This is a genomic window from Streptoverticillium reticulum (assembly GCF_047456005.1).
GTDB classification, from domain to species: domain Bacteria; phylum Actinomycetota; class Actinomycetes; order Streptomycetales; family Streptomycetaceae; genus Streptomyces; species Streptomyces reticulum.
On sequence record NZ_CP179755.1, the window covers coordinates 4,339,902 to 4,365,797 of the forward strand.

Consider the following 25,896-nt stretch of genomic DNA (forward strand, 5'->3'; position numbering starts at 1 on the left):
TGCCTTGTTAGGGACGGTACGGGTTTGATGGCCGGTCCATCCCGGACCGGTGCACGCTGCGGAACCTGTAGCGTGGCCTGGCGGAAGACCGTATTGCCCCGCGCATCGCCCCTACGCGAGCGGCCAGAGACGACGGCGAGGACTGATGGCACAGACGCAGAGCGACCAGGGTCCGGGCGACCCTGGCGCCAACGGGGGCGGAATGCCCGATGTGCCGGAAATGTGGGGTAACGGTGGACTGGTCGGCGACGGCCGCTACCGCCTGACCCACCGGCTGGGCCGCGGCGGCATGGCCGAGGTCTTCGCCGCCGAGGACGTCCGGCTCGGCCGCACGGTCGCGGTGAAGCTGCTCCGCGCCGACCTCGCCGAGGATCCGGTCTCCAAGGCCCGCTTCACCCGCGAGGCACAGTCGGTCGCCGGCCTGAACCACCACGCCGTGGTCGCCGTCTACGACTCCGGCGAGGACACCGTCGGCCGCAACGTCGTGCCGTACATCGTCATGGAGCTGGTTGAAGGCCGCACTATTCGCGACCTGTTGCTCAACGCCGATGCGCCGCCGCCCGAGCAGGCCCTGATCATCGTCTCCGGGGTGCTGGAGGCGCTGGCCTACAGCCACCAGCACGGCATCGTGCACCGTGACATCAAGCCCGCCAACGTGATCATCACGAACAACGGCGCGGTCAAGGTCATGGACTTCGGCATCGCCCGCGCCCTGCACGGCGCGGCGTCCACCATGACCCAGACCGGCATGGTCATGGGCACCCCGCAGTACCTCTCGCCCGAGCAGGCCCTCGGCAAGACCGTCGACGCCCGCTCGGACCTCTACGCCACCGGCTGCCTGCTCTACGAACTGCTGTCGCTGCGCCCGCCGTTCACCGGCGAGACCCCGCTCTCGGTCGTCTACCAGCACGTCCAGGACAACCCCGTCCCGCCGTCGCAGGTGCTCGGCAGCGTGCCGCCGGAGCTCGACGGCCTCGTCATGCGCTCCCTCGCCAAGGACCCGGACGACCGGTTCCAGAGCGCCGAGGAGATGCGCGGGCTGGTCCAGTACGCCCTGCAGATGCTGCAGGACGCGGGCAGCCACACGGGCGCCTGGAACACCGGTCCCGTCGACCAGGCCACCGCGGCCACCCAGGTCATCAACGGCATGGGCATGGGCATGGGGGCCACCACCGCCATGCCGCAGCACGGCAACACCTCGCAGCAGCCGATCCTGCCGCGGCGCCCCGGCGACAGCGGCGGCTTCGACGGCTACGCGGGCGGCGGCCAGGGCGGCTACGGCGGCCACGGCTCCGGCGGCGGGGGCGGCAAGGGGAAGGCGGCGCTGATCGCCGCGGTGGTCCTGATCATCGTGGCGCTGGGCGGCTTCTACGTGGTCAAGTCGATGGGCAACACCGGCAGCAGCAGCGGGACCACCAAGGACAGCCCGAGCACCACCGTCAGCACGCCGAGCGACGGACCGAGCAACTCCCCCGAGAAGCGGACGTCACCCAGCCCCAACCGCCACACCGGCGGCGACAGCGGCGACTGGAGCGGCTCGACCGACGACGCCGAGCCGTCGACCGAGCCGAGCCGGCACCGCTCGCGCTACCCGAGCACGGAGCCGTCGACGAACCCGTCGAACCCGGACGTGCCGAGCGGGAAGCCCTCGCCCAACCCGTCGGGCGACGACAAGAACCCGACGACCGCGCCCCAGCCGAGCCACGGCGCAGGCGACACCGCCGGCACCGTCCAGGGCACCACCGGGCACTGAACCGCCCGGGCCCGCGGGGTCAGCCGGTGAACGCCTCACCGACCGCCTCGTACCTGCGGGTCCACCACACCGCCAGCGCCGCCGACGCCGGGAAACCGGGGTCGGCGCGGTGGTCGCCCAGCTGGTAGCGCCAGCGCAGCATCCAGAAGTCGTTCAGGCGCTCCCACCACACCCGGTGCACGGCCGCGCCGAGTTCCGCCGCGTCCGCGCCGGTGGCCCGGCGGTAGGCGCGTGCGTACGGCCGCACCTTCGCGAGGTCCAGGGTGCCGTCGGGGCGCACGAAGAAGATCACGGCGGCCCGGACCGCCTCCTCGGCGCGCGGCTGGACGCCCAGCCGGTCCCAGTCGACGATCGCGGCGGGCTCGGCGCCCCGGTAGAGCAGGTTCAGCGGGTGGAAGTCGCCGTGCACCCAGCCGCGGGCCGGGACGGCGGCCGCGCCGGGGCGGCGGTGGGCGTGCTGTTCCAGCAGGCCGCGGCGCTCGACGAGGCGGTGCTCGGCCAGTTCGTCGAAGGCGTCCCGGGGCCGGCGGCGCACAAGGGCCAGGAGATCCTCGATGAGGGCGTAGGTGTCCTCGGGGTCGGCCGCGGCGTCCGGAGCCTCTCCAGCGGCCGTACAGGCCCGTTCCGGGCCTTCCATGACCTCGTCCAGGCACGTGTGCACATGGCCGAGCAGTGCGCCGAGCCGGTCGGACTGGCCGGCGGTGAGCTCGCCGCCGTCGCGGTGCCGCCCGTCGATCCAGGGGTGCAGGGCGTAGCAGCGGCCGCCGAGGACGGTCACGGTGGAGCCCTCGGAGTCGGCGACGGGCGGCACGACGGGCAGGCCGAGGGCGCCCAGCCGGCGGGTCACCTCGTGCTGGCGGGCGATGACGGCCTCGTCGCCGTCCAGGTGGTGCTTGAGGAAGAAGCGGCCGCGGGTGGTGGAGAGGCGGTAGCCGCGGTTGAGGAGCCCCTCGGTGAGCGTCTCGCAGGAGACCGGCTCGCCGGCGTCGCCGTAGCGGCGCAGCAGGGTGCGCAGGGTGCCGCCGTCGGGTGGGGCGGGGGTGACAAGTGAGCGCGGCACGCCCCAGATGTTAGATCACGCTGAGTGTGCAGGTCGTCGCGCGGGTACGCCTTCGAGGTGGTGCAGGGTGATGAACTGGGGTTCTATGCACAGGTATTCAGGCGTGAAGGGCACGTCGTCCGCGAACCGGGGTGCGGGGCCGAAGAGTTCGAGCTCCGCCGGTCCCGGCACGAAGCGCCGTGCGGTGCCGACGAACTGCACGGTCCAGACGGTCTCGTCGCCGTCCTCGCGGTCGCCGAGGTTGTCGGCGGAGTAGGCGGCGACGCTGCCGTCGCAGGCCTGCGCGTACCCGAAGCCCTCGTGCAGCCGCAGCAGCACCCTGCCGTCGTCGACGACGTGCCGGGCGACGGTGACGAAGGGAAGTGCGCGCAGGGTGACGGACACCCGGCCGTAGGGTGTGCGGCCGAGCAGTTCGAGCGCCCGGCAGGCGTCGCCGTCGTGCGCGTCGTGAGCGCCTGTGGGCACGGAGAACATGGTCACCACTCTGCCGGGCGGACCCACGGCGCCATAGGGGCACCCGCCCCTTCGGCACAGGGTCGTTGGTCCCTAATCCGGCGTTCAGCCCTTTCCGGCCTGCAGCCGGGCCACGTAGGCCGCCGCCTGGGAACGCCGCTCCATGCCCAGCTTGGACAGCAGGCTGGAGACGTAGTTTTTGATCGTTTTCTCGGCGAGGTGCAGCCGCTCGCCGATCGCGCGATTGGTCAGGCCCTCGCCGATGAGATCCAGAATGCGCCGTTCCTGTTCGGTCAGCGAGGCCAGCCGGTCGTCCCCCTTGGGGTCCTTGCCGTCGCGCAGCCGTTCCAGCACCCGGGCCGTGGCCACCGGGTCGAGCAGGGATTTCCCGGCCGCCACGTCCCGCACGGCGGAGAGCAGCTCATTGCCGCGAATGGCCTTGAGGACATAGCCCGCGGCGCCGGCCACGATCGCGTCGAAGAGGGCCTCGTCGTCGGCGTACGAGGTGAGCATCAGGCATTTGATGCTCTCGTCCTGAGAACGGATCTCACGGCATACTTCGACTCCGCTGCCGTCCGGAAGGCGAACGTCCAGTACGGCGACATCCGGCCGGGTGGCGGGAATGCGCACCAGTGCATCCGCGGCGGTGCCGGCCTCGCCCACGATCTCGATGTCCTCCTCGACGGAGAGGAGCTCGTGGACGCCGCGACGGACGACTTCGTGGTCGTCCAGCAGAAATACCGTGATTTTTCCTTCTTCGCGCACGCTGACAGTCTCACACACCGACTCTTCCCCTGCTCTTGTCCTCCGGGATAACGTGCCCCCGTTCCGGCAGTGCACAAGGCTGTGACCAGGGGAAGCGCCCCACATTCTCGATTTACTTGGAAATCCAAGCAAAATCGCAGGTCAGAGGGGTTTCGCAGGAATGCGGTCCGCTGGGTAACGTGCTTATTGCAGGCCATTCGCCGGGGCGCCTGTCACGCCCGGTTCCGGCCTCGGCACACCCACCCCGTGTGCCTCGGGCGGCCGGGCGAGCCTCCCCCTGTCTCACGGCGGGGGGACTTCCCTCTGGCCGCCGGCGACCCCGGGGGCCGGACAGACGGAGGAGCACACGTGACCGTGGACAGCACTGCCGCGCGCAAGCCGCGACGCAGCAGCAGCAAGCGAGCCGGGGCCAAGAAGCCGGCCGACGGGCCGGGGCAGGAGCCGGAGCTCGTCCAGTTGCTGACGCCGGAGGGCGTACGGGTCGAGCACCCGGACTACTCCATCGACCTGTCGCCCGCGGAACTGCGTGGTCTGTACCGGGACATGGTGCTGACCCGCCGGTTCGACGCCGAGGCGACCACCCTGCAGCGGCAGGGCGAACTCGGCCTGTGGGCCTCGCTGCTGGGCCAGGAGGCCGCCCAGATCGGCTCCGGCCGCGCGACCCGCGACGACGACTACGTCTTCCCGACCTACCGCGAGCACGGCGTCGCCTGGTGCCGCGGGGTCGACCCGACCAACCTCCTGGGCATGTTCCGCGGCGTGAATAACGGCGGCTGGGACCCCAACGAGAACAACTTCCACCTCTACACGATCGTCATCGGCTCGCAGGCGCTGCACGCGACCGGTTACGCGATGGGTGTCGCGAAGGACGGCGCGGACTCGGCCGTCATCGCCTACTTCGGCGACGGTGCGTCCTCGCAGGGCGACGTGGCCGAGGCGTTCACCTTCGCGGCCGTCTACAACGCGCCCGTGGTGTTCTTCTGCCAGAACAACCAGTGGGCCATCTCCGAGCCCACCGAGAAGCAGACCCGCGTGCCGCTCTACCAGCGCGCCCAGGGCTACGGCTTCCCCGGCGTGCGCGTCGACGGCAACGACGTGCTGGCCGTGCTCGCCGTGACGAGGGCGGCGCTGGAGCGCGCCCGTACCGGCGAAGGCCCCATGCTCATCGAGGCGTTCACCTACCGCATGGGCGCCCACACCACCTCCGACGACCCCACCCGCTACCGGCGCGACGCCGAGCGCGAGCAGTGGGAGGCCAAGGACCCGATCCTGCGCCTGCGGACGTACCTGGAGAGCGAGGGCCACGCCGACGAGGCCTTCTTCGCGGAGCTGGAGACCGAGAGCGACGCGCTCGCCAAGCGGGTGCGCGACACCGTGCGCACCATGCCCGACCCCGACGACATGGCGATCTTCGAGAACATCTACGCCGACGGACACGCCCTGGTGGACGAGGAGCGGGCCCAGTTCGTCGCGTACCAGGCGCAGTTCGCAGAGGAGAGCAAGTAACCATGAGCATCGAGAAGCTCTCGATCGCCAAGGCGATCACCGCCTCTCTGCGGACGGCCCTGGAGACCGACCCGAAGGTCCTCGTCATGGGCGAGGACGTCGGCAAGCTGGGCGGTGTCTTCCGGGTCACCGACGGTCTGCAGAAGGACTTCGGCGAGGAGCGGGTCATCGACACCCCGCTGGCCGAGTCCGGCATCGTCGGCACGGCGATCGGTCTGGCGCTGCGCGGCTACCGGCCCGTGGTGGAGATCCAGTTCGACGGTTTCGTCTTCCCCGCGTACGACCAGATCGTCACGCAGCTGGCGAAGATGCACGCCCGTGCGCTGGGCAAGATCAAGCTGCCGGTCGTCATCCGCATCCCCTACGGCGGTGCGATCGGTGCGGTGGAGCACCACAGCGAGTCGCCGGAGGCGCTGTTCGCGCACGTGGCGGGTCTGAAGGTCGTGTCGCCGTCGAACGCGGCCGACGCGTACTGGATGATGCAGCAGGCCATCCAGAGCGATGACCCGGTCATCTACTTCGAGCCCAAGCGCCGCTACCACGACCGCTCCGAGGTCGACACGGACGCCATCCCGGGCCCGCTGCACGCCGCGCGCACGGTGCGGGCCGGCACGGACCTGACGCTGGCCGCGTACGGGCCGATGGTCAAGACCTGCCTGGAGGCCGCGGCGGCGGCCGAGGAGGAGGGCAAGTCCCTGGAGGTGCTGGACCTGCGGTCGATCTCGCCGATCGACTTCGACGGCATCCAGGCGTCCGTGGAGCGCACGCGCCGCCTGGTCGTGGTCCACGAGGCCCCGGTCTTCTTCGGTTCCGGCGCGGAGATCGCCGCCCGGATCACCGAGCGCTGCTTCTACCACCTGGAGGCCCCCGTCCTGCGGGTCGGCGGCTACCACGCGCCGTATCCGCCGTCGCGGCTGGAGGACGAGTACCTGCCCGGACTGGACCGGGTGCTCGACGCCGTCGACCGCGCACTGGCGTACTAGGGCCGAGGAGATTCCTGACGATGACTGCCAGCAATCAGCGTTTCCGCGAGTTCAAGATGCCGGACGTGGGCGAGGGGCTCACCGAGGCCGAGATCCTCAAGTGGTACGTGAACGTGGGGGACACGGTCTCCGACGGTGACGTGGTGTGCGAGGTCGAGACGGCCAAGGCGGCCGTCGAACTGCCCGTCCCCTTCGACGGCGTGGTCCACGAACTGCGCTTCCCGGAGGGCACGACGGTCGACGTCGGCAAGGTGATCATCTCGGTGGACACCGAGCCGGGAGCGGGGCCCGTGGAGGCTCCCGCGCAGGCCGCCGCCCCGGCCGTCGCTCCGGCCGCGGAGGAGCCGGAGCCGGCCGGCCGGCAGGCCGTGCTCGTCGGCTACGGCGCCGCGCCGTCCTCGACCAAGCGCCGCGCGCGCAAGACGTCCGGCCCCGCCGCCGGCGCGTCGTCCGTCGCCGCCGCCGTGCAGGCCGAGCTGAACGGGCACGCCGGGACGGCCGCGCCCGAGGCCCCGGCCGCCGTGCCGGCGCCCGCCGCACGGCCGTTGGCCAAGCCTCCGGTGCGCAAGCTCGCCAAGGACCTCGGCATCGACCTGGCGACCGTGACCCCGACCGGGCCCGACGGGATCGTCACCCGCGAGGACGTGCACGCCGCCGCCCGGCCCGCCCCGGCCACCCCGGTCGTGGAGGCCCCCGCGGAGGTCCCCGCCCCCGCCCCCGTGCCCGGGGCGCGGGAGACCCGGATCCCGGTCAAGGGGGTGCGCAAGGCGACCGCGCAGGCGATGGTGGCCTCCGCGTTCACCGCCCCGCACGTCACGGAGTTCGTCACCGTCGACGTCACCCGCACCATGAAGCTCGTCCAGCAGCTCAAGTCCGACCCGGACATGGCCGGGCTGCGCGTCAACCCGCTGCTGCTGGTCGCCAAGGCCCTGCTCGTGGCGATCAAGCGCAACCCCGACGTCAACGCCGCCTGGGACGAGGCCAACCAGGAGATCGTCCGCAAGGACTACGTCAACCTCGGCATCGCCGCCGCGACCCCGCGCGGCCTGATCGTCCCGAACATCAAGGACGCCCAGGCCAAGACGCTCCCCGAGCTGTCGCAGGCCCTGGCCGACCTGGTGGCCACCGCCCGCGAGGGGAGGACGAGCCCGGCGGACATGCAGGGCGGGACGGTCACGATCACCAACGTCGGCGTCTTCGGCGTCGACACCGGCACGCCCATCCTCAACCCCGGCGAGTCCGCGATCCTCGCCCTCGGCGCGATCAAGCTCCAGCCGTGGGTCCACAAGGGCAGGATCAAGCCCCGTCACGTGACGACCCTGGCACTGTCCTTCGACCACCGCCTGGTCGACGGCGAACTCGGTTCCAGGGTCCTCGCCGACACCGCCGCGGTCCTGGAGCAGCCGAAGCGCCTCATGACCTGGGGCTGACCGGCACAGGACAAGGGGCCCGGATACTCTCTCCTCACCCCCCTCCAGTGAGGAGAGAGCGCGTCGTCCGGGCCCCTTGTCCGTATGCGGAGCGGCCTACGGGAATCCACACTGGTCAGATGTGGGAATAGCCCGTGCGGGCAAATTACCCAAGGATGACCGACACTTGCAGTGTCGGAATTGGAGGCCGCTTTGGAGCCCGCGGTGCACCGTGACGGCGGGGAATCCATCAGCCGTCTGCTCCGTGCCTGGCGGGCCCGCGTCGACGCCCGGCACCTGCCCGAGCTGCGCGGAGTCTTCCCCAGGCCGGGGCGCCGGCTGTCGCAGAAACACGTCGCCCGCATGACCGGCGTGAGCGAGGGCTGGTACCGGGCGCTGGAGGCCGGACGGCGCCAGGACTTCTCGGAGAACTTTCTGCTGCGGGTCGCCGGGGCGCTGCGGCTGAGCGAAGCGGAAACGCTGACGCTGTTCATGGCCGTCACCGGGCGGCGTCCTCCGGAATTCGGCCGCTGCCGCCGGGATTTGCCGCCCGGCGTCAAAGCGCTGCTGGAACAGCAGGTCTCCTATCCCGCCTATCTGTCCGACGGCGCCTGGAACATCGTCGCGGCCAACTCCCTCATGGGGGAGTGGTTCCCGTGGGCGCTGCGGCCCAAGGCGAATCTGATGCGCTGGGCGCTGCTGGACCCCGAGGCGCGGGAGCAGATGCTCGACTGGGAGGACAGCTGCGCGCGGGTCTACCTCGCCATGCTGCGCGTCGCCTCCAACAGCAACCCCGGCAACACCGAACTGCACGACCTCGTCCAGGAGATCCTCGCCTCGGACGCGGACTGCCGGCGCATCTGGGCCGAGGAGTACGACGTCGTCGAGCACCGGGACGGCCACGTCTTCCGGCTGCGCCTGCCGTATCACGGCGGGGCCGAGGTGCGGGTGACGTCGCATGTGCTGCTGCCGATACAGCGTCCGGATCTGCGCTTCGTGTTCATCACGCCGCTGGAGGGGTGGGCGGGCGTGTAGGGGCGCGTAGCGCCCTCTTGCGCGCTGACCACATTCCGGACGCGCTCTGACCATGCATTCCTGTTGTATCTATGCTGTGCGCATGTCTCCCGCCAGCACTGCCGCCGTCAGACGTCCCCCCGCCGCCGAACGCGTCTACACGCACGTCAAGGACGCCGTCCTGCACCGTCGTTACGAGGGCGGCACGCTGCTCACCGAAGGCGATCTGGCCGAGGCAGTGGGGGTGTCGCGGACGCCCGTGCGCGAGGCGCTGCTGCGGCTGGAGGCCGAGGGGCTGCTCAAGCTCTACCCGAAGAAGGGGGCGCTCGTGCTGGCCGTGTCCGCACAGGAGATCACGGACGTGGTGGAGACCCGGCTGCTCGTCGAGAAGCACGCGGCCGGCAAGGCCGTCCCCGCCCCGCCGGCGCTCATCGCACGCCTGGAGGAGCTCGTCGACGACATGCGCGCCCAGGCCGCCGCGGGCGACCTGGCCGCCGTCTCCGTCAGCGACCGCGCCTTCCACGCCGAGATCGTGCGCAGCGCGGGCAACCGGATCCTCTCGGGCCTGTACGAACAGCTCCGCGACCGCCAGCTGCGGATGGGCGAGGCCGTGATGCACGCCCACCCCGACCGCATCGCCAAGAACATCGCCGAGCACACCGAGATCCTCGACGCGCTGCGCTCCGGCGACGCCGAGGCCGCGATCCGCGTCGTCGACCGGCACGTCGGCTGGGTGCGCAACCTCGCCCGCGGAGAGGCTCGATGAACACGGGCACCGGCGCGGGCGGCACCGGCTCCATATCCCTGCCCGGCGACCCTCCGGGCGGTCGCCGGGCACTGGCGGTCTGGGGGATCGGCGTCGCGGTCTACTTCGTCGCCATCATCTTCCGGACGAGCCTGGGCGTCGCCGGCATCGACGCGGCGGCCCGCTTCCACATCAACTCCTCGGCCCTGTCCACCTTCTCCATCCTCCAACTGCTCGTCTACGCGGGCATGCAGATCCCCGTCGGCGTGATGGTCGACCGGCTGGGCACCAGGAAGGTGCTGGCCCTCGGCGTCGTCCTGTTCACCGCAGGCCAGTTCGGCTTCGCGCTGTCGCACTCGTACGCCGCCGCCCTGGCCTGCCGGGCCCTGCTCGGCTGCGGCGACGCGATGACGTTCATCAGCGTGCTGCGGCTGGGCGCGCGCTGGTTCCCCGCCCGGCACGGGCCGATGATCGCGCAGGTCGCCGCGCTGTTCGGGATGGCGGGCAACCTCGTCTCGACCGTCGTCCTCGCGCGGCTGCTGCACAGCGCGGGCTGGACCGCGACCTTCGGCGGCAGCGCGGCCGCGGGCGTGCTCGTCCTCGTGCTGATGCTGCTGTTCCTCAAGGACCACCCCGAGGGCCACGAGCCGCCCCCGAACCCCCATGCGGGCAAGGGGTTCGTGCGCCGGCAGATCGTGCTGGCCTGGCGCGAGCCGGGGACCCGGCTGGGCCTGTGGGTGCACTTCACCACGCAGTTCCCGGCGATGGTGTTCCTGCTGCTGTGGGGGCTGCCGTTCCTGGTGGAGGCCGAGGGGCTCTCGCGGGCCACGGCCGGGATGCTGCTGACGCTGGTGGTGCTGGTGAACATGGCCGTCGGCCTCGTCTACGGCCAGGTCATCGGCCGCCACCACGCGGCCCGGCTGCCGCTCGCCCTCGGCACGGTCGCGGCAACGGTCGTGCTGTGGGCGGCCGTTCTGGCCTGGCCGGGGCACGCGCCCATGTGGCTGCTGGTGACGCTGTGCACGGTGCTCGGGGCCTGCGGACCGGCCTCGATGATCGGCTTCGACTTCGCCCGGCCCGCCAACCCGCCCGAGCGCCAGGGCACCGCCTCCGGCATCGTCAACATGGGCGGATTCACGGCCTCGATCACCACCCTGCTGGCGGTCGGCGTCGTGCTCGACGCCACCGGTGAGGACTACCGGACCGCGTTCTCCTCGGTGTTCGTCCTCCAGGCGCTGGGCCTCTACCGGATCCTGCGCCTGCGCGGCCGGGCCCGGCAGCGGGAACGCGAGCGCATCGTGGCGTCCCGCGTGGAGACCGTGCACGTACCGGTGTGAACCGAGCGGTGCGAACGGAGCGGCGGGGGCCCCGGGCCCCCGCCCCCGTCACGGCGTGACCGCGAACTCCCGCAGGATCGCGGCCGCCAGCGCCGGATCGCCCTCCACCTTGATGCGGTCCGCGACGGCCTCCGCCCGCACCCGCCCGCACGCCAGCCGGACGAAGAGCTCCCAGTCCATCGAGAACCCCACCGTCGGCCCCAGCGCGATGCTGCTGTCGATCGTGGCCCTGCCCTGCGCGCCGACCCGCACCGTCTGCAGGAACTCCACGGCGCCGTGCACGTCGAAGGCGACCGTCGAACCCGGCTTCGCCTCCGCCTCCCCGGCCACCACCTTCGGCAGCGCCCGCAGCAGGAAGTCCCGCGCGAGCAGCGCACCCGGGGAGTCCAGATTCCCCGGCACACCGAGCGCTCTGCGCACATCCTGTTCGTGCACCCACACGTCGAAGGCCCGTGTCGTCAACGTCCGTTCGAGACTCATCTCGTTGCCGCTGCCGAGCGGCCAGCGCACCACCGCATTCGGCGAACGCATCTCGTTGCGCAGTTGCCGCGACCGCCGGATGACCGTGTACTCCAGCTCGGAGGTCATCTCCAGGGCCGTGTGGCAGCGCCGCACATCGACCTGCACCTCGATGTACCGCGAGAACTCGTCGGTCACGTGGTACAGATCGCGCGGCAGCGTGTGAATGGGCCGTGGTTCTCCCAGCATTTCGCATTCGACGCCGATGATGTGCGACACCACGTCGCGCACGGACCACCCCGGGCATTCGGTGCGCAGGTTCCAGTCGCTCTCGGCGAGCGGCTTCACCAAGTCGCCGACGGCTTCGATGGAGTGGGTCCAGGCGTCGATGGCGGGCTGAAGACTCGGGTGGACGGTCACGTGGATCCCTCGGCGGTGCTAGGGCGCGGGTGCGGGGCAAGTGCTGTCTGGGTGCTCACCCGTTAAGTTACGCTGCGCACGGTCAACTCGGCAGAGGAATGGTGGGTACGGTGCGCGCCTCCGTGATGCAGTTGAAGGTCGATCCGGCCGAATCCGTGGCGGCACGCCGCGAACGTGCCGCGGAGCTCGTACGGGCCCGGCACGGCAGCGACCTGGTGGTGCTCCCCGAACTGTGGACCGTGGGCGCCTTCGCCTACGAGTCCTTCGCGGCGGAGGCCGAGCGGCTCGACGGCCCCACGGCCGAGGCGATGTCGCGGGCCGCGCGCGACACGGGCGTCTGGCTGCACGCGGGCTCGATCGTCGAGACGACCCCCGACGGCTCGCTCTACAACACCTCCCTCGTCTTCTCCCCGGACGGCGAACTCGCCCGCACCTACCGCAAGATCCACCGCTTCGGCTTCGACCGCGGCGAGGCGGTCCTGATGAGCGCGGGCAGCGAGATCGTCACGGTGCCCACGCCGGAGGCCACGCTGGGCCTGGCGACCTGCTACGACCTCCGCTTCCCGGAACTCTTCCGCGCCCTGACGGACGCGGGCGCGGAGATCCTCGTCGTCCCTGCGGGCTGGCCGGCCCGCCGCCGCGAGCACTGGCGGCTGTTCGCCCGGGCCCGCGCGGTCGAGGACCAGTGCTACGTCCTGGCGTGCGGCACGGCGGGCACCCACGCGGACGTGGAGCAGGCGGGCCACAGCATGGTGGTCGACCCCTGGGGCACGGTCCTCGCGGAGGCGGGCGCGGACGAGGAGATCCTGACGGTGGACCTCGACCTGGCGACGGTGGCGAAGACGCGGGCGGACTTCCCGGCGCTGAAGGACCGCGTCATAGGACGTTAATGATGCACGGGGAAGCCTTCGCCCTTGGATGTTGTTGGATGGGGGCATGGCAACTCGTGCACGTGTCCGCGCTCCCGAACTGACCGGCAAGGGCGGCTGGCTCAACACGGGCGGTAATGCCCTGAGCCTGCCGGAACTCCGAGGCCGCATTGTGATCTTGGATTTTTGGACGTTCTGCTGCGTGAACTGCCTGCACGTCCTGGACGAGCTCCGCGAGCTGGAGGAGAAGCACCGCGACACCGTGGTGATCATCGGCGTCCACTCGCCGAAGTTCGTGCACGAGGCCGACCACCAGGCCGTCGTCGACGCCGTCGAGCGCTACGAGGTGCACCACCCCGTCCTCGACGACCCCGAGCTCGCCACCTGGAAGCAGTACGCCGTGCGGGCCTGGCCCACGCTCGTCGTGATTGACCCCGAGGGCTACGTCGTCGCGCAGCACGCGGGCGAGGGCCACGCCCATGCGCTGGCCGCGCTCGTCGAGGAGCTGGAGACCGAGCACGCCGCCAAGGGCACTCTGCGGCGCGGCGACGGTGCGTACGTGGCGCCCGAGCCGGAGGCCACGGATCTGCGCTTCCCCGGCAAGGCGGTCGTGCTGCCCACCGGCGGCTTCCTGGTCTCCGACTCCACCCGGCACCAGCTCGTCGAGCTGGAGGCCGACGGCGAGACCGTCGTGCGCCGCATCGGCACCGGCGAGCGCGGCTTCGGGCCGGAGAGCTTCAGCGAGCCGCAGGGGATCGCGCTGCTGCCGGACGGCAAGGTCGTCGTGGCCGACACGGTCAACCACGCGCTGCGCGTGTACGACCCGGAGACGGGCGCGATCACGACCGTCGCCGGCACCGGCCGGCAGTGGATGCAGGGGCAGCCGACGTCCGGGCCCGCCCGTGAGGTCGCGCTCTCGTCCCCCTGGGACGTGGCCTGGTGGGCGGACCGCGTCTGGATCGCCATGGCCGGCGTCCACCAGCTGTGGACGTACGACCCCGCGACCGGGACCGTCGCCGTCGCGGCCGGCACGACCAACGAGGGCCTGGTGGACGGGCCCGCCGCCGAGGCCTGGTTCGCCCAGCCGTCCGGGCTCGCCGCGGCCGGGGACCGGCTGTGGCTGGCCGACTCGGAGACGTCCGCCCTGCGGTACGTCGAGCGCGACGGGGACGGTTTTGCCGTGCGGACGGCCGTCGGCACCGGCCTGTTCGACTTCGGACACCGGGACGGCGACGCCGCGCAGGCCCTGTTCCAGCACCCGCTGGGCGTCACCGCCCTGCCGGACGGCTCGGTGGCCGTCTCGGACACGTACAACCACGCGCTGCGCCGCTACGACCCCGCCACAGGCGAAGTCAGCACACTGGCGACGGACTTGCGGGAGCCGTCCGACGCGGTGCTCGCCGGCGACGACATCGTCGTCGTGGAGTCCGCCCGGCACCGGCTGACCCGGCTGCGGCTCCCGGAGGAGGCGGTCCGCGTCGAGGCGGTGGCGCACCGCACGCAGCGCGCGGCGACGGACATCGCGCCGGGGCGCCTGCGGCTGGACGTCGTCTTCCAGGCCCCGGCGGGCCAGAAGCTGGACACGCGCTACGGCCCGTCGACGCGCCTGCTCGTCTCCTCCACCCCGCCGGAACTCCTGGCGGAGGGCTCGGGAGCGGGCACGGACCTCGAACGCGAGCTGGTGCTGGCGGAAGGGGTGACGGAGGGCGTGCTGCACGTCTCCGCGATGGCGGCGTCGTGCGACGACGACCCGGAGAACGAGTACCCGGCGTGCCACATGCACCAGCAGGACTGGGGGGTGCCGGTGCGGGTCGTGGCCGGGGGTACGGAGCGGCTGCCGCTGGTGCTGGCGGGGATGGCGTAGGCCCCGGGGGCTTCGCCCCCGGACCCGCCTTCTCCCGTCACCACTTCAAGGCCGCACCCTCGCTCTCCACCCAGTACGTCCCCTTCGCCGAGTCGTCCACGTGCAGCGTGCCGCCCGGCAGGGCGGGAACGGACGGGTCCCCGTCCACCGGGTCCCCGTTCGGGGTCTGGAAGGACACCGACAGCTTCTTCACGTCCCGCCCCTTGCCGCCGGAGGCGTCCGCGGCGGACGCCGTCACCCCGGCATAGGCCGCCTTGCCGGGCGCGAGCTTCAGCGCGGCACCCGGCTTGCTCTCCTCCGTCACCCCGGCCGTCGCCTGGTCCTGGTCGAACCGCAGGAACGGGAAGCCGTACGCGGTGCATTCCTTCTTGCCGGTGTTGGTGGCGGTCAACAGCACGTGGTTCACGGGCGATCGGACCGCCTTCGCCTCCACCTTCATCTGCGCCGGTGTGCACGCGTCCCCGGTGGCCTGCGGCGAGCTCTTGGCGTCGTCCGCCTCGTCGCCGCCGTCGCTGCCCTCGTCGTCGGGGCTCGCCGACTGCTCCGCGCCGTCGGACTTGGCGGTGTCCGAGCCGTCCTTGCCGCCGCCGCAGGCGGTGAGGGACAGGGCGGTCACAGCGGCAAGCGCAGCGGCGGCGGCCGCCCTGCGCGCGGTGCGCGTGGTCATGGGTGCTTTCCCCTCAGCCTTCGAGGAAGGCCGTCAGTGCGGACGCGAGCAGGTGCGGATCCTCCGCGCCGCACAGTTCGCGCGCGGAGTGCATGGAAAGGATGGCCACTCCGATGTCGACGGTGTGGATGCCGTGCCGTGCGGCCGTGATCGGACCGATGGTGGTGCCGCAGGCGACGGAGTTGTTGGAGACGAAGTGCTGCCACGGCACGCCGGCGCGCTCGCAGGCCGCGGCGAAGACGGCCCGGCCGCTGCCGTCGGTGGCGTACCGCTGGTTGACGTTGACCTTGAGGATCGGGCCCTTGTTGGGCAGCGGGTGGTGCCCGGGCTCGTGCCGCTCGGAGTAGTTGGGGTGCACGGCGTGGCCGGTGTCGGAGGAGAGGCAGACCGAGCCGGCGAGTGCCCGTGCCCGGTCCTCGAACGTGCCGCCGCGCGCGAGGACGGAGCGCTCCAGGACGTTGCCGAGCAGCGGTCCTTCCGCGCCGGTGTCGGACTGGCTGCCGTTCTCCTCGTGGTCGAAGGCGGCGAGCACGGGGATGCACGGCAGCGAGGACGAGCCGGCCGCGGCGACGAGCGCGGCGAGGCCGGCGTGCACGGACAGCAGGTTGTCCATCCGCGGCCCGGCGAGCAGTTCGCGGTCGCGGCCGAGGTAGGCGGGGGCCTCCACGCTGTGGACCATCAGGTCCCAGCCGCCGATCTCCCGCGCGTCGACGCCGGCCTCCTCGGCGACGAAGCGGATCAGGTCGCCCTCGCTCACCTCGCCCAGACCCCAGATCGGGGTCATGTGACGCTGCTTGTCGAGCTTGAGGCCGTCCTGGTTGACCGACCGGTCGAGGTGCACGGCCAGTTGGGGCACGCGCAGCAGCGGACGGTCGACGTTGACGAGCCGGTGGGTGCCGTCCCGCAGGGTGATCCGGCCGGACAGGCCGAGGTCCCGGTCGAGCCAGGTGTTGAGCAGCGTGCCGCCGTAGATCTCCACGGCCACCTGCCGCCAGCCCTGCGCGCCGGTGTCGGGCAGCGGCTTGACGCGCAGGTTGGGGGAGTCGGTGTGCGCGCCGACGATCCGGAACGGGGTGGCCGGGGTGGCCCCCTCCGGCACGTACCACGCGATGATCGCGCCGCCCCGCAGCACGAACCTGCCGCCCGCCGCGGCGTCCCACGCCTCCGTCTCCGCGACCTGGCGGAAACCCGCCTTCTCCAGCCGCTCGGCGGCGTTGGCCACCGCGTGGTACGGGGACGGGCTTGCGGCGAGGTAGGACATCAGGTCATCGGTGTGGCCGCGGTCGAAGCGGTGCGCAGAGCTCATGGCCTCAGGATAAGGATCAGGGCAAGGCCCGGGCGGCCTTTCGGCGCCCGGGCCTTGCCCGTTCGAAGGGGGAGGGCGAGTGGCTAGAACGCCGCCTCGTCCAGCTCCATCAGCGACTGGTCGACCTGCTCGGCCAGCGTCCGCTCGACGGCCAGGGCCGGGAGCACGGTGCGGGCGAAGAACTTCGCCGCCGCGATCTTGCCCTCGTAGAACGCCTTGTCCTTGGAGGAGGCCGAGGGCAGCTTCTCCGCGGCCACCGCGGCGCCCTTGAGGAGCAGGTAGGCGACGACGACGTCACCCGAAGCCATCAGCAGGCGGGTGGTGTTGAGGCCCACCTTGTAGATGGACTTGACGTCCTTCTCGGTGGCGGCGAGGTCGGTCAGCATCGCGCCGACGATCCCCTCCAGGTCGACCGCGCCCTTGGCGAGCTGCTCGCGGGCCTCGGCCAGGTCCTCGCCGCCGGCGGCCTCGGCGAGGAACTTCTTGATCTCCTCGGAGAGGGTGGTCAGCGCCTGGCCCTGGTCGCGGACGATCTTCCGGAAGAAGAAGTCCTGGCCCTGGATGGCCGTGGTGCCCTCGTAGAGGGTGTCGATCTTCGCGTCGCGGATGTACTGCTCGACCGGGTACTCCTGCAGGTACCCGGAGCCGCCGAAGGTCTGCAGCGACTGGGCCAGCTGCTCGTAGGACTTCTCGGAGCCGTAGCCCTTGACGATCGGCAGCAGCAGGTCGTTGAGGCCGTGCAGCGCCTTGGCGTCCTCGCCGGCGGCCTCCTTGACCATGATCTCGTCCTGGACCGTGGCGGTGTAGAGGACGAGGGCGCGCATGCCCTCCGCGTACGCCTTCTGCGTCATCAGCGCGCGGCGCACGTCGGGGTGGTGGGTGATGGTGACCTTGGGTGCGGCCTTGTCGGTGAAGGCGGCCAGGTCCGGGCCCTGCACGCGCTCCTTGGCGTACTCCAGGGCGTTGAGGTAGCCGGTGGAGAGGGTGGCGATGGCCTTCGTGCCGACCATCATGCGGGCGAACTCGATGATGCGGAACATCTGGCGGATGCCGTCGTGCTTCTCGCCGATGAGCCAGCCCTTGGCGGGGTGCTTGTCGCCGAAGGTCATCTCGCAGGTGTTGGAGGCCTTCAGGCCCATCTTGTGCTCGACGTTGGTGGCGTAGACGCCGTTGCGCTCGCCCAGTTCGCCGGTCTCGAAGTCGAACTCGAACTTCGGCACGAGGAAGAGCGAGAGGCCCTTGGTGCCCGGGCCGTGGCCCTCGGGGCGGGCGAGGACGTAGTGGAGGATGTTCTCCGACATGTCGTGCTCACCCGAGGTGATGAAGCGCTTCACGCCCTCGATGTGCCAGGAGCCGTCCTCCTGCTGCACGGCCTTGGTGCGGCCGGCGCCCACGTCCGAGCCGGCGTCCGGCTCGGTGAGGACCATGGTGGAGCCCCACTGCTTCTCCACCGCGATCTTCGCGATGTGCTTCTGCTGCTCGGTGCCCTCCTCGAAGAGGATGCCCGCGAACGCCGGGCCGGAGGAGTACATCCAGATCGCGGGGTTGGAGCCGAGGATGGCCTCCGCGTACGCCCAGATCAGCGAGCGCGGCGAGGTGGTGCCGCCGATCTCCTCCGGGATGCCCAGGCGCCACCACTCGGCGTCCATGTAGGCCTGGTAGCTCTTCTTGAACGCGGCGGGAATCGGCGCCGTGTTGGTCTCCGGGTCGAAGACCGGCGGGGTGCGGTCGGTGTCCGCGAAGGACTCGGCCAGCTCGTTCTCCGAGAGGCGGGTGATCTCCGACAGGACGCTCTTCGCGGTCTCGACGTCCATCTCCGCGAACGGGCCGGAGCCGTACGCCTGGTCGCGGCCGAGAACCTCGAAGAGGTTGAACTCGATGTCGCGAAGATTCGACTTGTAGTGGCCCATGACAGACGGCTCCGTAAGGGACGGGAGGTGCGATCCTCTGTGCGTACCGGTCAGTAAGCAGCATGATGCTACCCGTCGGTAATAAGGCGCAAGACCCGATCGCCCAACTGTGACTCGTTACGCTTTGGCCCATGTACGGCTACGACCAGAACGCGGGAGCCCAGGGTTACGCCCCGCCGCAGCAGCCCGGCGGCTACGGCGAACAGCCGCTCTACCCCGAACCGTCGCCGCCGTCCCTGGCCGACGCGGTGCGCGCCTTCACCACGGGCCAGATGTCCGCGGAGGACTTCCAGACGGTGTTCTCCGGTTCCAAGGTCTACTGCCCGCGCGGCGAGAACCCCGGTTTCCTCGCGCTGCACAACACCCAGCAGCCGGTGATCCCGATGTTCAGCTCGCTGAAGGAGCTGCGGCGGTACGCGGGCAAGGAGTCCAAGTACTTCGTGATCACGGGCTCCGAGGTGCTCGATCTCCTGCCGACCGGCTACGGGTTCGTCCTCGACATGGAGGGCGATCACCGCATGGTCTTCGACGCGAAGTCCGTGGAGCAGATGGTGGACTTCGCCATGCGCCGTATGTATGGCTAGACGCCATTACTGCGTATACGGCTGACTCCCGTTCGCCGCGCGGTGGTACAGCGCCTCCACCGCCGGCCCGAAGTACGAGCTGTACGACGTCTCGTCGTCCCCGCCCTCGTCCTTCCCGCCCAGGACGCCGTTGACCGTGCCGAGCCCGGTGGCGGCGTCCACGTCCGTGAGGACCGGGCTTCCGCTCGTCCCGTTCGGCAGGCCCTCGCAGTCGAAGCGCAGCTGCGTCGGGCCCTCGGTGGTGGTCGTGTTCTGGCAGCCGAGCGGCTGCTCGCTCCCGTTCGGGTAGCCCAGCACCCGCGCCGGGCGGTGGACGGGCGGGTCGAAGCGGATCTGCTCCGCCCCCGTCACGCGCTCGATCTGCGCATCGCCCTCCGTGCTGCGGACGCGGACGAACGCCACGTCGTAGTCCGGGTCCCGGGAGTCCGTCCACTGCGGGGCGACGTCGATGGCGGTGGGCACCCAGACCCCGTAGGGCGCCTCTCCGTCGCGGTAGCCGGGCACGAAGGCGAGATCCGTGCGGAAGCCGCCGGTGTGGACGCAGTGCGCGGCGGTGATCAGCAGATTGCCCGAGGGGCTGTGCACGACGCTCGCCGTACAGCCGTGGTCCGGATCGCCCTGCCCGGTGTAGAACAGCGGCCCCACGGCCGGCGAGGGCGCCATGGAGGCCGCCTGCAAGGGCTCCGACGCGGGCAGCGCCTCGATGCGCAGGCCGCGCGAGACCGGCTGCACGGGCTCCCGCGCCACGGTCGTGCGGACGGCGGAGCGCATCGCCTGCGCCGAGGCCTCGCCCAGCGCCGCGGGCTCCCGGTAGTGCCCGGCGGAGTCCCCCTCGGCGACCGGGGCGTCGGTCGCCGCCAGGCCGCGGGTGGCCACCAGCAGGCCGATGACGGCCAGGGCCAGCACGGCGGCGGCGAGGGCGGTCCACCCGGCGGGGCCGGGGGCTCGGACGTTCAGGCGCATTGATCAAGTGTCCACCCTCGCGCTGTGAGCAGGCTGTGGCGGACCCGGGAATAGCCGGGCCTTGCGGGTCGTTCACTATTCAACTAAATTGTAGGTGTAGAGACCCCGAGGAGGACGTCATGCCTGCAGTGACCGTCGAGAACCCGCTGACCCTGCCCCGCGTGTCCGCTCCCGCGGCGGCGCAGCAGCGACCGGTACTGCACGTCGCCACCGCTCCCAGCGGCTTCGAGGGCGAGGGCTTCCCCGTCCGCAGGGCCTTCGCGGGGATCGACTACCGGTACCTCGACCCGTTCATCATGATGGACCAGATGGGTGAGGTGGAGTACGCCCCGGGCGAGCCCAAGGGCACCCCTTGGCACCCGCACCGCGGCTTCGAGACCGTCACCTATCTGATCGACGGCACGTTCGTGCACCAGGACTCCCACGGCGGCGGTGGCGTCATCACCGACGGCGACACCCAGTGGATGACGGCGGGCTCCGGGCTGCTGCACATCGAGGCCCCGCCGGAGTCGCTCGTCATGTCGGGCGGCCTCTTCCACGGCCTCCAGCTGTGGGTGAACCTGCCCAGCAGCGACAAGATGATCGCGCCGAAGTACCAGGACATCCGGAGCGGCAGCGTCAAGCTGCTGGCCTCCGAGGACGGTGGCGCGCTCGTCCGTCTGATCGCCGGTGACATCGCGGGCCATGAGGGCCCGGGCTCGACGCACACCCCGATCACGATGATCCACATGTCGGTGAGCCCCGGCGCCTCGGTCACCCTGCCGTGGCGGAATGACTTCAACGCCCTGGCGTACGGTCTCGCGGGCCTCGGCTCGGCGGGCGCGGAGCGGCGCCCCTTCCGGATGGGCCAGGCGGTCGTCTTCGGCGACGGCGACTCGCTCACGATCCGCGCGGACGAGGCCCAGGAGTCCCGCAGCGAGAACTTCGAGGTCGTCCTGCTCGGCGGCCTGCCGATCCGGGAGCCGATGATGCACTACGGCCCGTTCGTGATGAACACCCACGCCGAACTGGCCCAGGCGTTCGAGGACTTCCAAGCGGGACGGTTGGGGACGATCCCGGCCCCGTAGGGGGCGCGGGGCTGTGTCCGATATGCGGCTCCGCCGCGTGGGCGCGAGCAACCACAGCCGGCCCGCAGCCGACGGGCCGGCTCAGGTGATGCCCTCGTAGTCCTCGGCCTCCCCGGCCGATGACTCGTGCAACTCGAACCAGATGTTCTTGCCCTCGCCCCGCGGGTCCACCCCCCACGCCCCGGCGAGGAGTTCCATCAGCACCAGGCCGCGCCCGGAGGAGGCCATCTCCCCCGGGTGCCGGCGGTGCGGCAGTTCGTCGCTGCTGTCGGCCACGTCGACGCGGACGCAGCGCGAGCCGAGCTCGCCCGATATCTCGGCGACCATCAGCGCGTCCCCGTCCGTGTGGACGAGCACGTTGGTGACCATCTCGGAGACCATCAGCACCGCCGAGTCGGTCTGGTCCTCGTCCGGCCAGTCGTACATCAGGTCCCGCACCTGCTGGCGGGCCTCGGCGATGCGCTCCGGCTCGGCCTGGGCGATGCTCAGGACCGTGCGCCGGGTGGGCCGCGGCAGGGCGGCGACGCCTGGGCCGGCCGGGACGCCCGGCTCGCGGCACAGGAGCAGCAGGGCGATGTCGTCCTCGCGCCGGTCGACCAGCGGCCCGGTGGTGTGGTGGGAGGACGGGCCGTGCACGGCCTGCACGAGGGAGTCCGCGAGCCGCTCCAGGCTGTCGCCCAGGCCGCCCTCGCCGTCCTGGCCCAGGTCGTGGCCCTCGACGACCTCGCGCAGCCGGTTCCAGCCGCTCTCCAGGTCGTGGCCGCCGGTCTCGATCAGCCCGTCGGTGCAGACCAGCATGGTCTCGCCGGGTTCCAGGACGAGCCGGGTGGTGGGGTAGTCGGTGTCGGGGTCGATGCCGAGCGGCAGCCCGCCCGCGGTGGAACGGACGAGCATGGTGCCGTCGTTGAGCCGGACGGCCGGGTCGGGGTGGCCGGCGCGGGCGATGACGAGCAGCCCGGTGAGCGGGTCGACCTCGATGTAGAGGCAGGTGGCGAAGCGCGGGTCGGTCTCCTCGCCGCCGGCGCCATTGACGCCGGCGAGGAAGCGCGAGGCGCGGGAGAGGACCGCGTCGGGGTGGTGGCCCTCGGAGGCGTAGGCGCGCAGGGCGATGCGCAGCTGTCCCATGAGCCCGGCGGCCCGCACGTCGTGGCCCTGGACGTCGCCGATGACCAGGGCGATCTTTCCCGAGGGCAGCGGGATCATGTCGTACCAGTCGCCGCCGATCTGCAGGCCGCCGCCGGTGGGCACGTAGCGGGCGGCCACCGTCATGTTGGGGATGTCCGGCTGGACGGTCGGCATCATCGTGCGCTGCAGGCCGTCGCTCAGCTCGCGCTCGGACTCGTGGACGCTGGCCCGGCTCAGCGCCTGGGCGAGCATCCGGGCCACGGTGGTCAGCACGGACCGCTCGTCGGGGGTGAAGGCCACCGGCATGCTGAAGCCGGCCATCCAGGCGCCGATCACGCGTCCCGCGTTGATGAGCGGGAGGAAGGCCCAGGAGCTGCGGCCGAAGTGCTCGACCATCGGGTAGATGAGCGGGAAGCGGCGCCCGTACTCGCCGGGGGTGGGGATGTAGACCGCGCGCCCGGTGCGGATGACCTCGGCGGCCGGGTACTGCGAGTTCACCGGCAGGTCCAGGAAGGCGTCCATGTCGCCGGGGGCGTAGCCGTGCTGGCCGATGAGCCGGACCCGGTTGGCCTCGCCGGCGAAGACCGCCAGGGCGGAGGGCTCGAAGCCCGGCATGGAGAGGCCGGCCGCCACCCGCAGCACCTCGGAGGTCGAGCGTGCCTCGGAGAGCGCCCGGCCCGCGTCCAGCAGGAAGGCCTCGCGGTTGCGTCTCCAGTCGCCCGTGACGGGGGTGCGGGCCGCGGTGGTGCCCGGCTGCGGCGCGGGGACCTCTTCCAGGGTGCCGACGAGGACGGTGCCGGGGCCGGTGACGACGGGCTTGGTGCGGGTGCGGACGGTGCGCAGCACCCGGCCCTCCTCGTCGACCACCCGCATCCGGGCCTCGGCGAGGGTGCCCTCGGCGGCGGCCAGGGCGGTGATGCTCTGGATCTCCACCCAGTCGACGGCGTGGAAGCGGGCCCGGGCGGCCCGCTCGGGCAGCTCCACCCGCTCCGCGGGCAGGCCCAGGAGCCGTGCGGCCTCGGCGTCGAAGGTGACGATGCCCGAGGCGTTGTCCCAGGACCACAGTCCGGTGGAGACGGCGGCCAGTACGTCCTCGGTGCGCATTGCCCTACTTTATGCAGGTGTGGGCAGTGGGGACCACCGATGACAGGTGGGGCAGTACCCTTGCACAGGTGCTGTATGCACACCAGTCAGGTGCCGCATCCGCACCGGCGGCGCACCACCGGGCGCGTGGCATTCCGCTCGATCAACGACTCCGACCACGACTTGGATGAATGATGCATCGGTACCGGTCCCACACCTGCGGCGAGCTCCGTGCGGCTGACGTCGACACCGACGTGCGACTGAGCGGCTGGCTGCACAATCGTCGCGACCTGGGCGGCATCCTCTTCATCGATCTCCGCGACCACCACGGCATCACCCAGCTGGTGGCCCGTCCCGGCACCCCGGCCAACGAGGCGCTGAGCCACCTCACCAAGGAGACCGTCGTCCGCGTGGACGGCAAGGTCATGAGCCGCGGCACGGAGAACGTCAACCCCGACCTGCCCACCGGCGAGGTCGAGATCGAGGTCACCGACGTCGAGGTCCTCGGCGCCGCCGAGCAGATCCCGTTCACCATCAACGCCGACGACGGTGTGAACGAGGAGCGCCGCCTGGAGTACCGCTTCCTCGACCTGCGCCGCGAGCGCATGCACCGCAACATCATGCTGCGCTCGGCCGTCATCTCCGCGATGCGCCAGAAGATGACCGCGCTCGGCTTCAACGAGCTGGCCACCCCGATCCTGTCCGCCACCTCTCCCGAGGGCGCGCGCGACTTCCTGGTGCCCTCCCGCCTGCACGCCGGCAAGTTCTACGCGCTGCCGCAGGCGCCGCAGCAGTTCAAGCAGCTGCTGATGATCGCGGGCTTCGACCGCTACTTCCAGATCGCGCCGTGCTTCCGCGACGAGGACGCCCGTGCCGACCGCTCGCCGGGCGAGTTCTACCAGCTCGACGTGGAGATGTCCTTCGTCGAGCAGGAGGACGTCTTCCAGGTGATCGAGAAGGTCATGACCGACCTCTTCGAGGAGTTCGGCAACGGCCGTCACGTCACCTCCCCCTTCCCGCGCATCCCGTTCCGCGAGGCGATGCTCAAGTACGGCTCGGACAAGCCGGACCTGCGCGCCAAGCTGGAGCTCGTCGACGTCTCCGCGGTCTTCGCCGACAGCGGCTTCAAGGCCTTCGCCGGCAAGCACGTGCGTGCGCTGGCCGTGCCGGACACCGCCGGCCAGTCCCGCAAGTTCTTCGACGGCCTGGGCGAGTACGCGGTCCAGCAGGGCGCGCAGGGCCTGGCCTGGGTCCGGGTCGGCGGGACCGCCGAGAACACAGAGCTCTCCGGCCCGATCGCCAAGTTCCTCACCGAGGAGGACGTCAAGGCCCTCACCGAGGCGCTCGGCCTGGCCCCCGGCCACGCGGTCTTCTTCGGCGCGGGCGAGTTCGACGAGGTCTCCAAGATCATGGGCGCGGTCCGCGTCGAGGCCGCCAAGCGCGCCGGCCACTTCGAGGAGAACGTCTTCCGGTTCTGCTGGATCGTCGACTTCCCGATGTTCGAGAAGAACGAGGACACCGGGCAGATCGAGTTCTCCCACAACCCGTTCTCCATGCCCCAGGGCGGCCTTGAGGCCCTGGAGACCATGGACCCGCTGGACATCCTGGCCTGGCAGTACGACATCGTCTGCAACGGCACCGAGCTGTCCTCCGGCGCCATCCGGAACCACGAGCCCGACGTCATGTACAAGGCGTTCGAGATCGCCGGTTACTCGAAGGACGACGTCGAGCGCGAGTTCGGCGGCATGCTCCGCGCGTTCAAGTTCGGCGCCCCGCCGCACGGCGGCATCGCCCCGGGCGTCGACCGCATCGTGATGCTGCTGGCGGACGAGCCCAACATCCGCGAGACGATCGCCTTCCCGCTCAACGGCAACGCGCAGGACCTGCTGATGGGCGCCCCGAGCGAGGTCGAGGACGCCCGCCTGAAGGAGCTCCACCTGAGCATCTACAAGGGCGCGGCCAAGCCGACCCCGTACAAGCCGACCAAGTAAGGGCGGCAGTACAGCGCGAGGGCGGGCCGGTGAGCTTCTCACCGGCCCGCCCTCGTTCTCATGCCCTCGTTCTCATGTCAGTGCGCTCAGAGCGGTCACCATCGGCAGTCGCGGACAGCACCCCGCGGCCTGGTGCACCGCGCGCTGCAGCCGCCCCGGGGTCAGCCGCTGCCCCCACAGCACGGACTGGACCCCGTACTCCTGCACCGCCATCAGCTCGGTCTCCCCGAGCTCGTCGGCGATGACCACCAGCGGTGCCCGGCGGGCCCGAGCGAGCCGCCGCAGCGCGCCGTCGTCGTGCCGGCCCAGGAGCAGCACGTCGACGGCCGCCCCCTCGCGGACCACGCTCACCCCCGGCAGCGCGCGCAGCTGTCTGGCGACGCGCGCCCGGGCGACCTCGTCGGCGGTGTGGACGCTTACGGTGATGCGGTCGGTCATGCGCTTCTCGAACACTGCTGCTGCACTTCCTCGTCTGCCCCCGTGTATCGACGGGAACCAGAGTTCCGGAGCGCGCTGAACGAACGATTGTCGAACGATCAACGGGCCCGGAAACCGTGCGGTTT

At 71.2% G+C, this 25,896-nt stretch carries 22 protein-coding genes; 12 read left to right on the plus strand and 10 right to left on the minus strand.

Annotated features, from left to right (window positions below; genetic code table 11):
• The first annotated feature begins 145 nt into the window (after positions 1 to 145).
• Complete coding sequence (locus ACMATS_RS19715) at positions 146 to 1,753, plus strand: protein kinase domain-containing protein (RefSeq protein WP_414168607.1); 1,608 nt, start codon at positions 146 to 148, stop codon at positions 1,751 to 1,753.
• A 19-nt stretch (positions 1,754 to 1,772) separates the two neighbouring features.
• On the opposite strand, the gene ACMATS_RS19720 is transcribed toward ACMATS_RS19715, so the two are convergent.
• The 3 genes from ACMATS_RS19720 to ACMATS_RS19730 form a co-directional block, all read right to left on the minus strand.
• Positions 1,773 to 2,813 carry a phosphotransferase gene (locus ACMATS_RS19720; protein WP_390777335.1) on the minus strand — a complete coding sequence of 347 codons (1,041 nt, stop codon included), beginning with the start codon at positions 2,811 to 2,813 and terminating at the stop codon, positions 1,773 to 1,775.
• Positions 2,814 to 2,828: 15 nt separating this feature from the next.
• Positions 2,829 to 3,278 carry a pyridoxamine 5'-phosphate oxidase family protein gene (locus ACMATS_RS19725; protein ID WP_414168608.1) on the minus strand — a complete coding sequence of 150 codons (450 nt, stop codon included), beginning with the start codon at positions 3,276 to 3,278 and terminating at the stop codon, positions 2,829 to 2,831.
• A gap of 93 nt (positions 3,279 to 3,371) precedes the next feature.
• The gene (locus ACMATS_RS19730) at positions 3,372 to 4,031 is read right to left on the minus strand and encodes a response regulator (protein WP_390777337.1); all 660 of its coding nucleotides are present in this window, start codon (positions 4,029 to 4,031) and stop codon (positions 3,372 to 3,374) included.
• A gap of 348 nt (positions 4,032 to 4,379) precedes the next feature.
• Between ACMATS_RS19730 and pdhA the strand changes: the two genes are divergently transcribed.
• The 6 genes from pdhA (at position 4,380) to ACMATS_RS19760 (ending at position 11,025) form a co-directional block, all read left to right on the plus strand.
• Positions 4,380 to 5,537 carry a pyruvate dehydrogenase (acetyl-transferring) E1 component subunit alpha gene (gene pdhA / locus ACMATS_RS19735; protein WP_390777338.1) on the plus strand — a complete coding sequence of 386 codons (1,158 nt, stop codon included), beginning with the start codon at positions 4,380 to 4,382 and terminating at the stop codon, positions 5,535 to 5,537.
• A 2-nt stretch (positions 5,538 to 5,539) separates the two neighbouring features.
• Complete coding sequence (locus ACMATS_RS19740) at positions 5,540 to 6,520, plus strand: alpha-ketoacid dehydrogenase subunit beta (RefSeq protein ID WP_390777339.1); 981 nt, start codon at positions 5,540 to 5,542, stop codon at positions 6,518 to 6,520.
• 20 nt (positions 6,521 to 6,540) lie between these two features.
• Positions 6,541 to 7,950, plus strand: coding sequence for a dihydrolipoamide acetyltransferase family protein (locus ACMATS_RS19745; RefSeq protein ID WP_391150416.1), 1,410 nt, complete (start codon positions 6,541 to 6,543; stop codon positions 7,948 to 7,950).
• 171 nt (positions 7,951 to 8,121) lie between these two features.
• Entirely contained in the window at positions 8,122 to 8,964 is an 843-nt protein-coding gene (locus ACMATS_RS19750) for a helix-turn-helix transcriptional regulator (RefSeq protein WP_390777341.1), read from the plus strand.
• A gap of 82 nt (positions 8,965 to 9,046) precedes the next feature.
• On the plus strand, positions 9,047 to 9,709 hold the full coding sequence (locus ACMATS_RS19755; protein ID WP_414168609.1) for a GntR family transcriptional regulator: 663 nt from the start codon (positions 9,047 to 9,049) through the stop codon (positions 9,707 to 9,709).
• Positions 9,706 to 11,025 (plus strand): MFS transporter, encoded by a 1,320-nt coding sequence (locus ACMATS_RS19760; RefSeq protein ID WP_414168610.1) that lies wholly within the window; start codon positions 9,706 to 9,708, stop codon positions 11,023 to 11,025. Before ACMATS_RS19755 ends, ACMATS_RS19760 begins: the two co-directional genes overlap by 4 nt.
• Before the next feature lie 48 nt (positions 11,026 to 11,073).
• On the opposite strand, the gene ACMATS_RS19765 is transcribed toward ACMATS_RS19760, so the two are convergent.
• Positions 11,074 to 11,904 (minus strand): maleylpyruvate isomerase family mycothiol-dependent enzyme, encoded by an 831-nt coding sequence (locus ACMATS_RS19765; RefSeq protein ID WP_414168611.1) that lies wholly within the window; start codon positions 11,902 to 11,904, stop codon positions 11,074 to 11,076.
• Positions 11,905 to 12,014: 110 nt separating this feature from the next.
• Between ACMATS_RS19765 and ACMATS_RS19770 the strand changes: the two genes are divergently transcribed.
• Together ACMATS_RS19770 and ACMATS_RS19775 are read left to right on the plus strand one after the other, a co-directional pair.
• Positions 12,015 to 12,794 (plus strand): carbon-nitrogen family hydrolase, encoded by a 780-nt coding sequence (locus tag ACMATS_RS19770; RefSeq protein WP_414168612.1) that lies wholly within the window; start codon positions 12,015 to 12,017, stop codon positions 12,792 to 12,794.
• Between the two features lie 46 nt (positions 12,795 to 12,840).
• The gene (locus ACMATS_RS19775) at positions 12,841 to 14,637 is read left to right on the plus strand and encodes an NHL domain-containing thioredoxin family protein (protein ID WP_414168613.1); all 1,797 of its coding nucleotides are present in this window, start codon (positions 12,841 to 12,843) and stop codon (positions 14,635 to 14,637) included.
• 37 nt (positions 14,638 to 14,674) lie between these two features.
• On the opposite strand, the gene ACMATS_RS19780 is transcribed toward ACMATS_RS19775, so the two are convergent.
• The 3 genes from ACMATS_RS19780 to ACMATS_RS19790 form a co-directional block, all read right to left on the minus strand.
• A complete protein-coding gene (locus tag ACMATS_RS19780) occupies positions 14,675 to 15,304 on the minus strand; it encodes a DUF4232 domain-containing protein (protein WP_390777347.1) in 630 nt (209 codons plus the stop codon).
• A gap of 13 nt (positions 15,305 to 15,317) precedes the next feature.
• The gene (locus tag ACMATS_RS19785; protein WP_390777348.1) at positions 15,318 to 16,610 is read right to left on the minus strand and encodes a M18 family aminopeptidase; all 1,293 of its coding nucleotides are present in this window, start codon (positions 16,608 to 16,610) and stop codon (positions 15,318 to 15,320) included.
• Positions 16,611 to 16,693: 83 nt separating this feature from the next.
• Positions 16,694 to 18,520: an acyl-CoA dehydrogenase gene (locus tag ACMATS_RS19790; protein ID WP_390777349.1), complete on the minus strand. Its 1,827-nt coding sequence runs from the start codon at positions 18,518 to 18,520 to the stop codon at positions 16,694 to 16,696.
• Positions 18,521 to 18,651: 131 nt separating this feature from the next.
• On the opposite strand from ACMATS_RS19790, the gene ACMATS_RS19795 reads away from it, so the two are divergent.
• Positions 18,652 to 19,104: an SseB family protein gene (locus tag ACMATS_RS19795; protein WP_390777350.1), complete on the plus strand. Its 453-nt coding sequence runs from the start codon at positions 18,652 to 18,654 to the stop codon at positions 19,102 to 19,104.
• A gap of 6 nt (positions 19,105 to 19,110) precedes the next feature.
• Here the strand turns inward: ACMATS_RS19795 and ACMATS_RS19800 are convergent, their stop codons facing one another.
• Complete coding sequence (locus tag ACMATS_RS19800; RefSeq protein WP_414168614.1) at positions 19,111 to 20,067, minus strand: trypsin-like serine peptidase; 957 nt, start codon at positions 20,065 to 20,067, stop codon at positions 19,111 to 19,113.
• A 119-nt stretch (positions 20,068 to 20,186) separates the two neighbouring features.
• Between ACMATS_RS19800 and ACMATS_RS19805 the strand changes: the two genes are divergently transcribed.
• Positions 20,187 to 21,134 (plus strand): pirin family protein, encoded by a 948-nt coding sequence (locus ACMATS_RS19805; protein WP_414168615.1) that lies wholly within the window; start codon positions 20,187 to 20,189, stop codon positions 21,132 to 21,134.
• An 81-nt stretch (positions 21,135 to 21,215) separates the two neighbouring features.
• Here the strand turns inward: ACMATS_RS19805 and ACMATS_RS19810 are convergent, their stop codons facing one another.
• On the minus strand, positions 21,216 to 23,363 hold the full coding sequence (locus ACMATS_RS19810; RefSeq protein WP_414168616.1) for a SpoIIE family protein phosphatase: 2,148 nt from the start codon (positions 23,361 to 23,363) through the stop codon (positions 21,216 to 21,218).
• Between the two features lie 173 nt (positions 23,364 to 23,536).
• Here ACMATS_RS19810 and aspS point away from each other — a divergent pair, with 173 nt between their 5' ends.
• Entirely contained in the window at positions 23,537 to 25,333 is a 1,797-nt protein-coding gene (aspS, locus tag ACMATS_RS19815) for an aspartate--tRNA ligase (RefSeq protein WP_390777400.1), read from the plus strand.
• Between the two features lie 72 nt (positions 25,334 to 25,405).
• Here the strand turns inward: aspS and ACMATS_RS19820 are convergent, their stop codons facing one another.
• Positions 25,406 to 25,786, minus strand: coding sequence for a DNA-binding response regulator (locus ACMATS_RS19820; RefSeq protein WP_391150431.1), 381 nt, complete (start codon positions 25,784 to 25,786; stop codon positions 25,406 to 25,408).
• Positions 25,787 to 25,896: the final 110 nt, after the last annotated feature.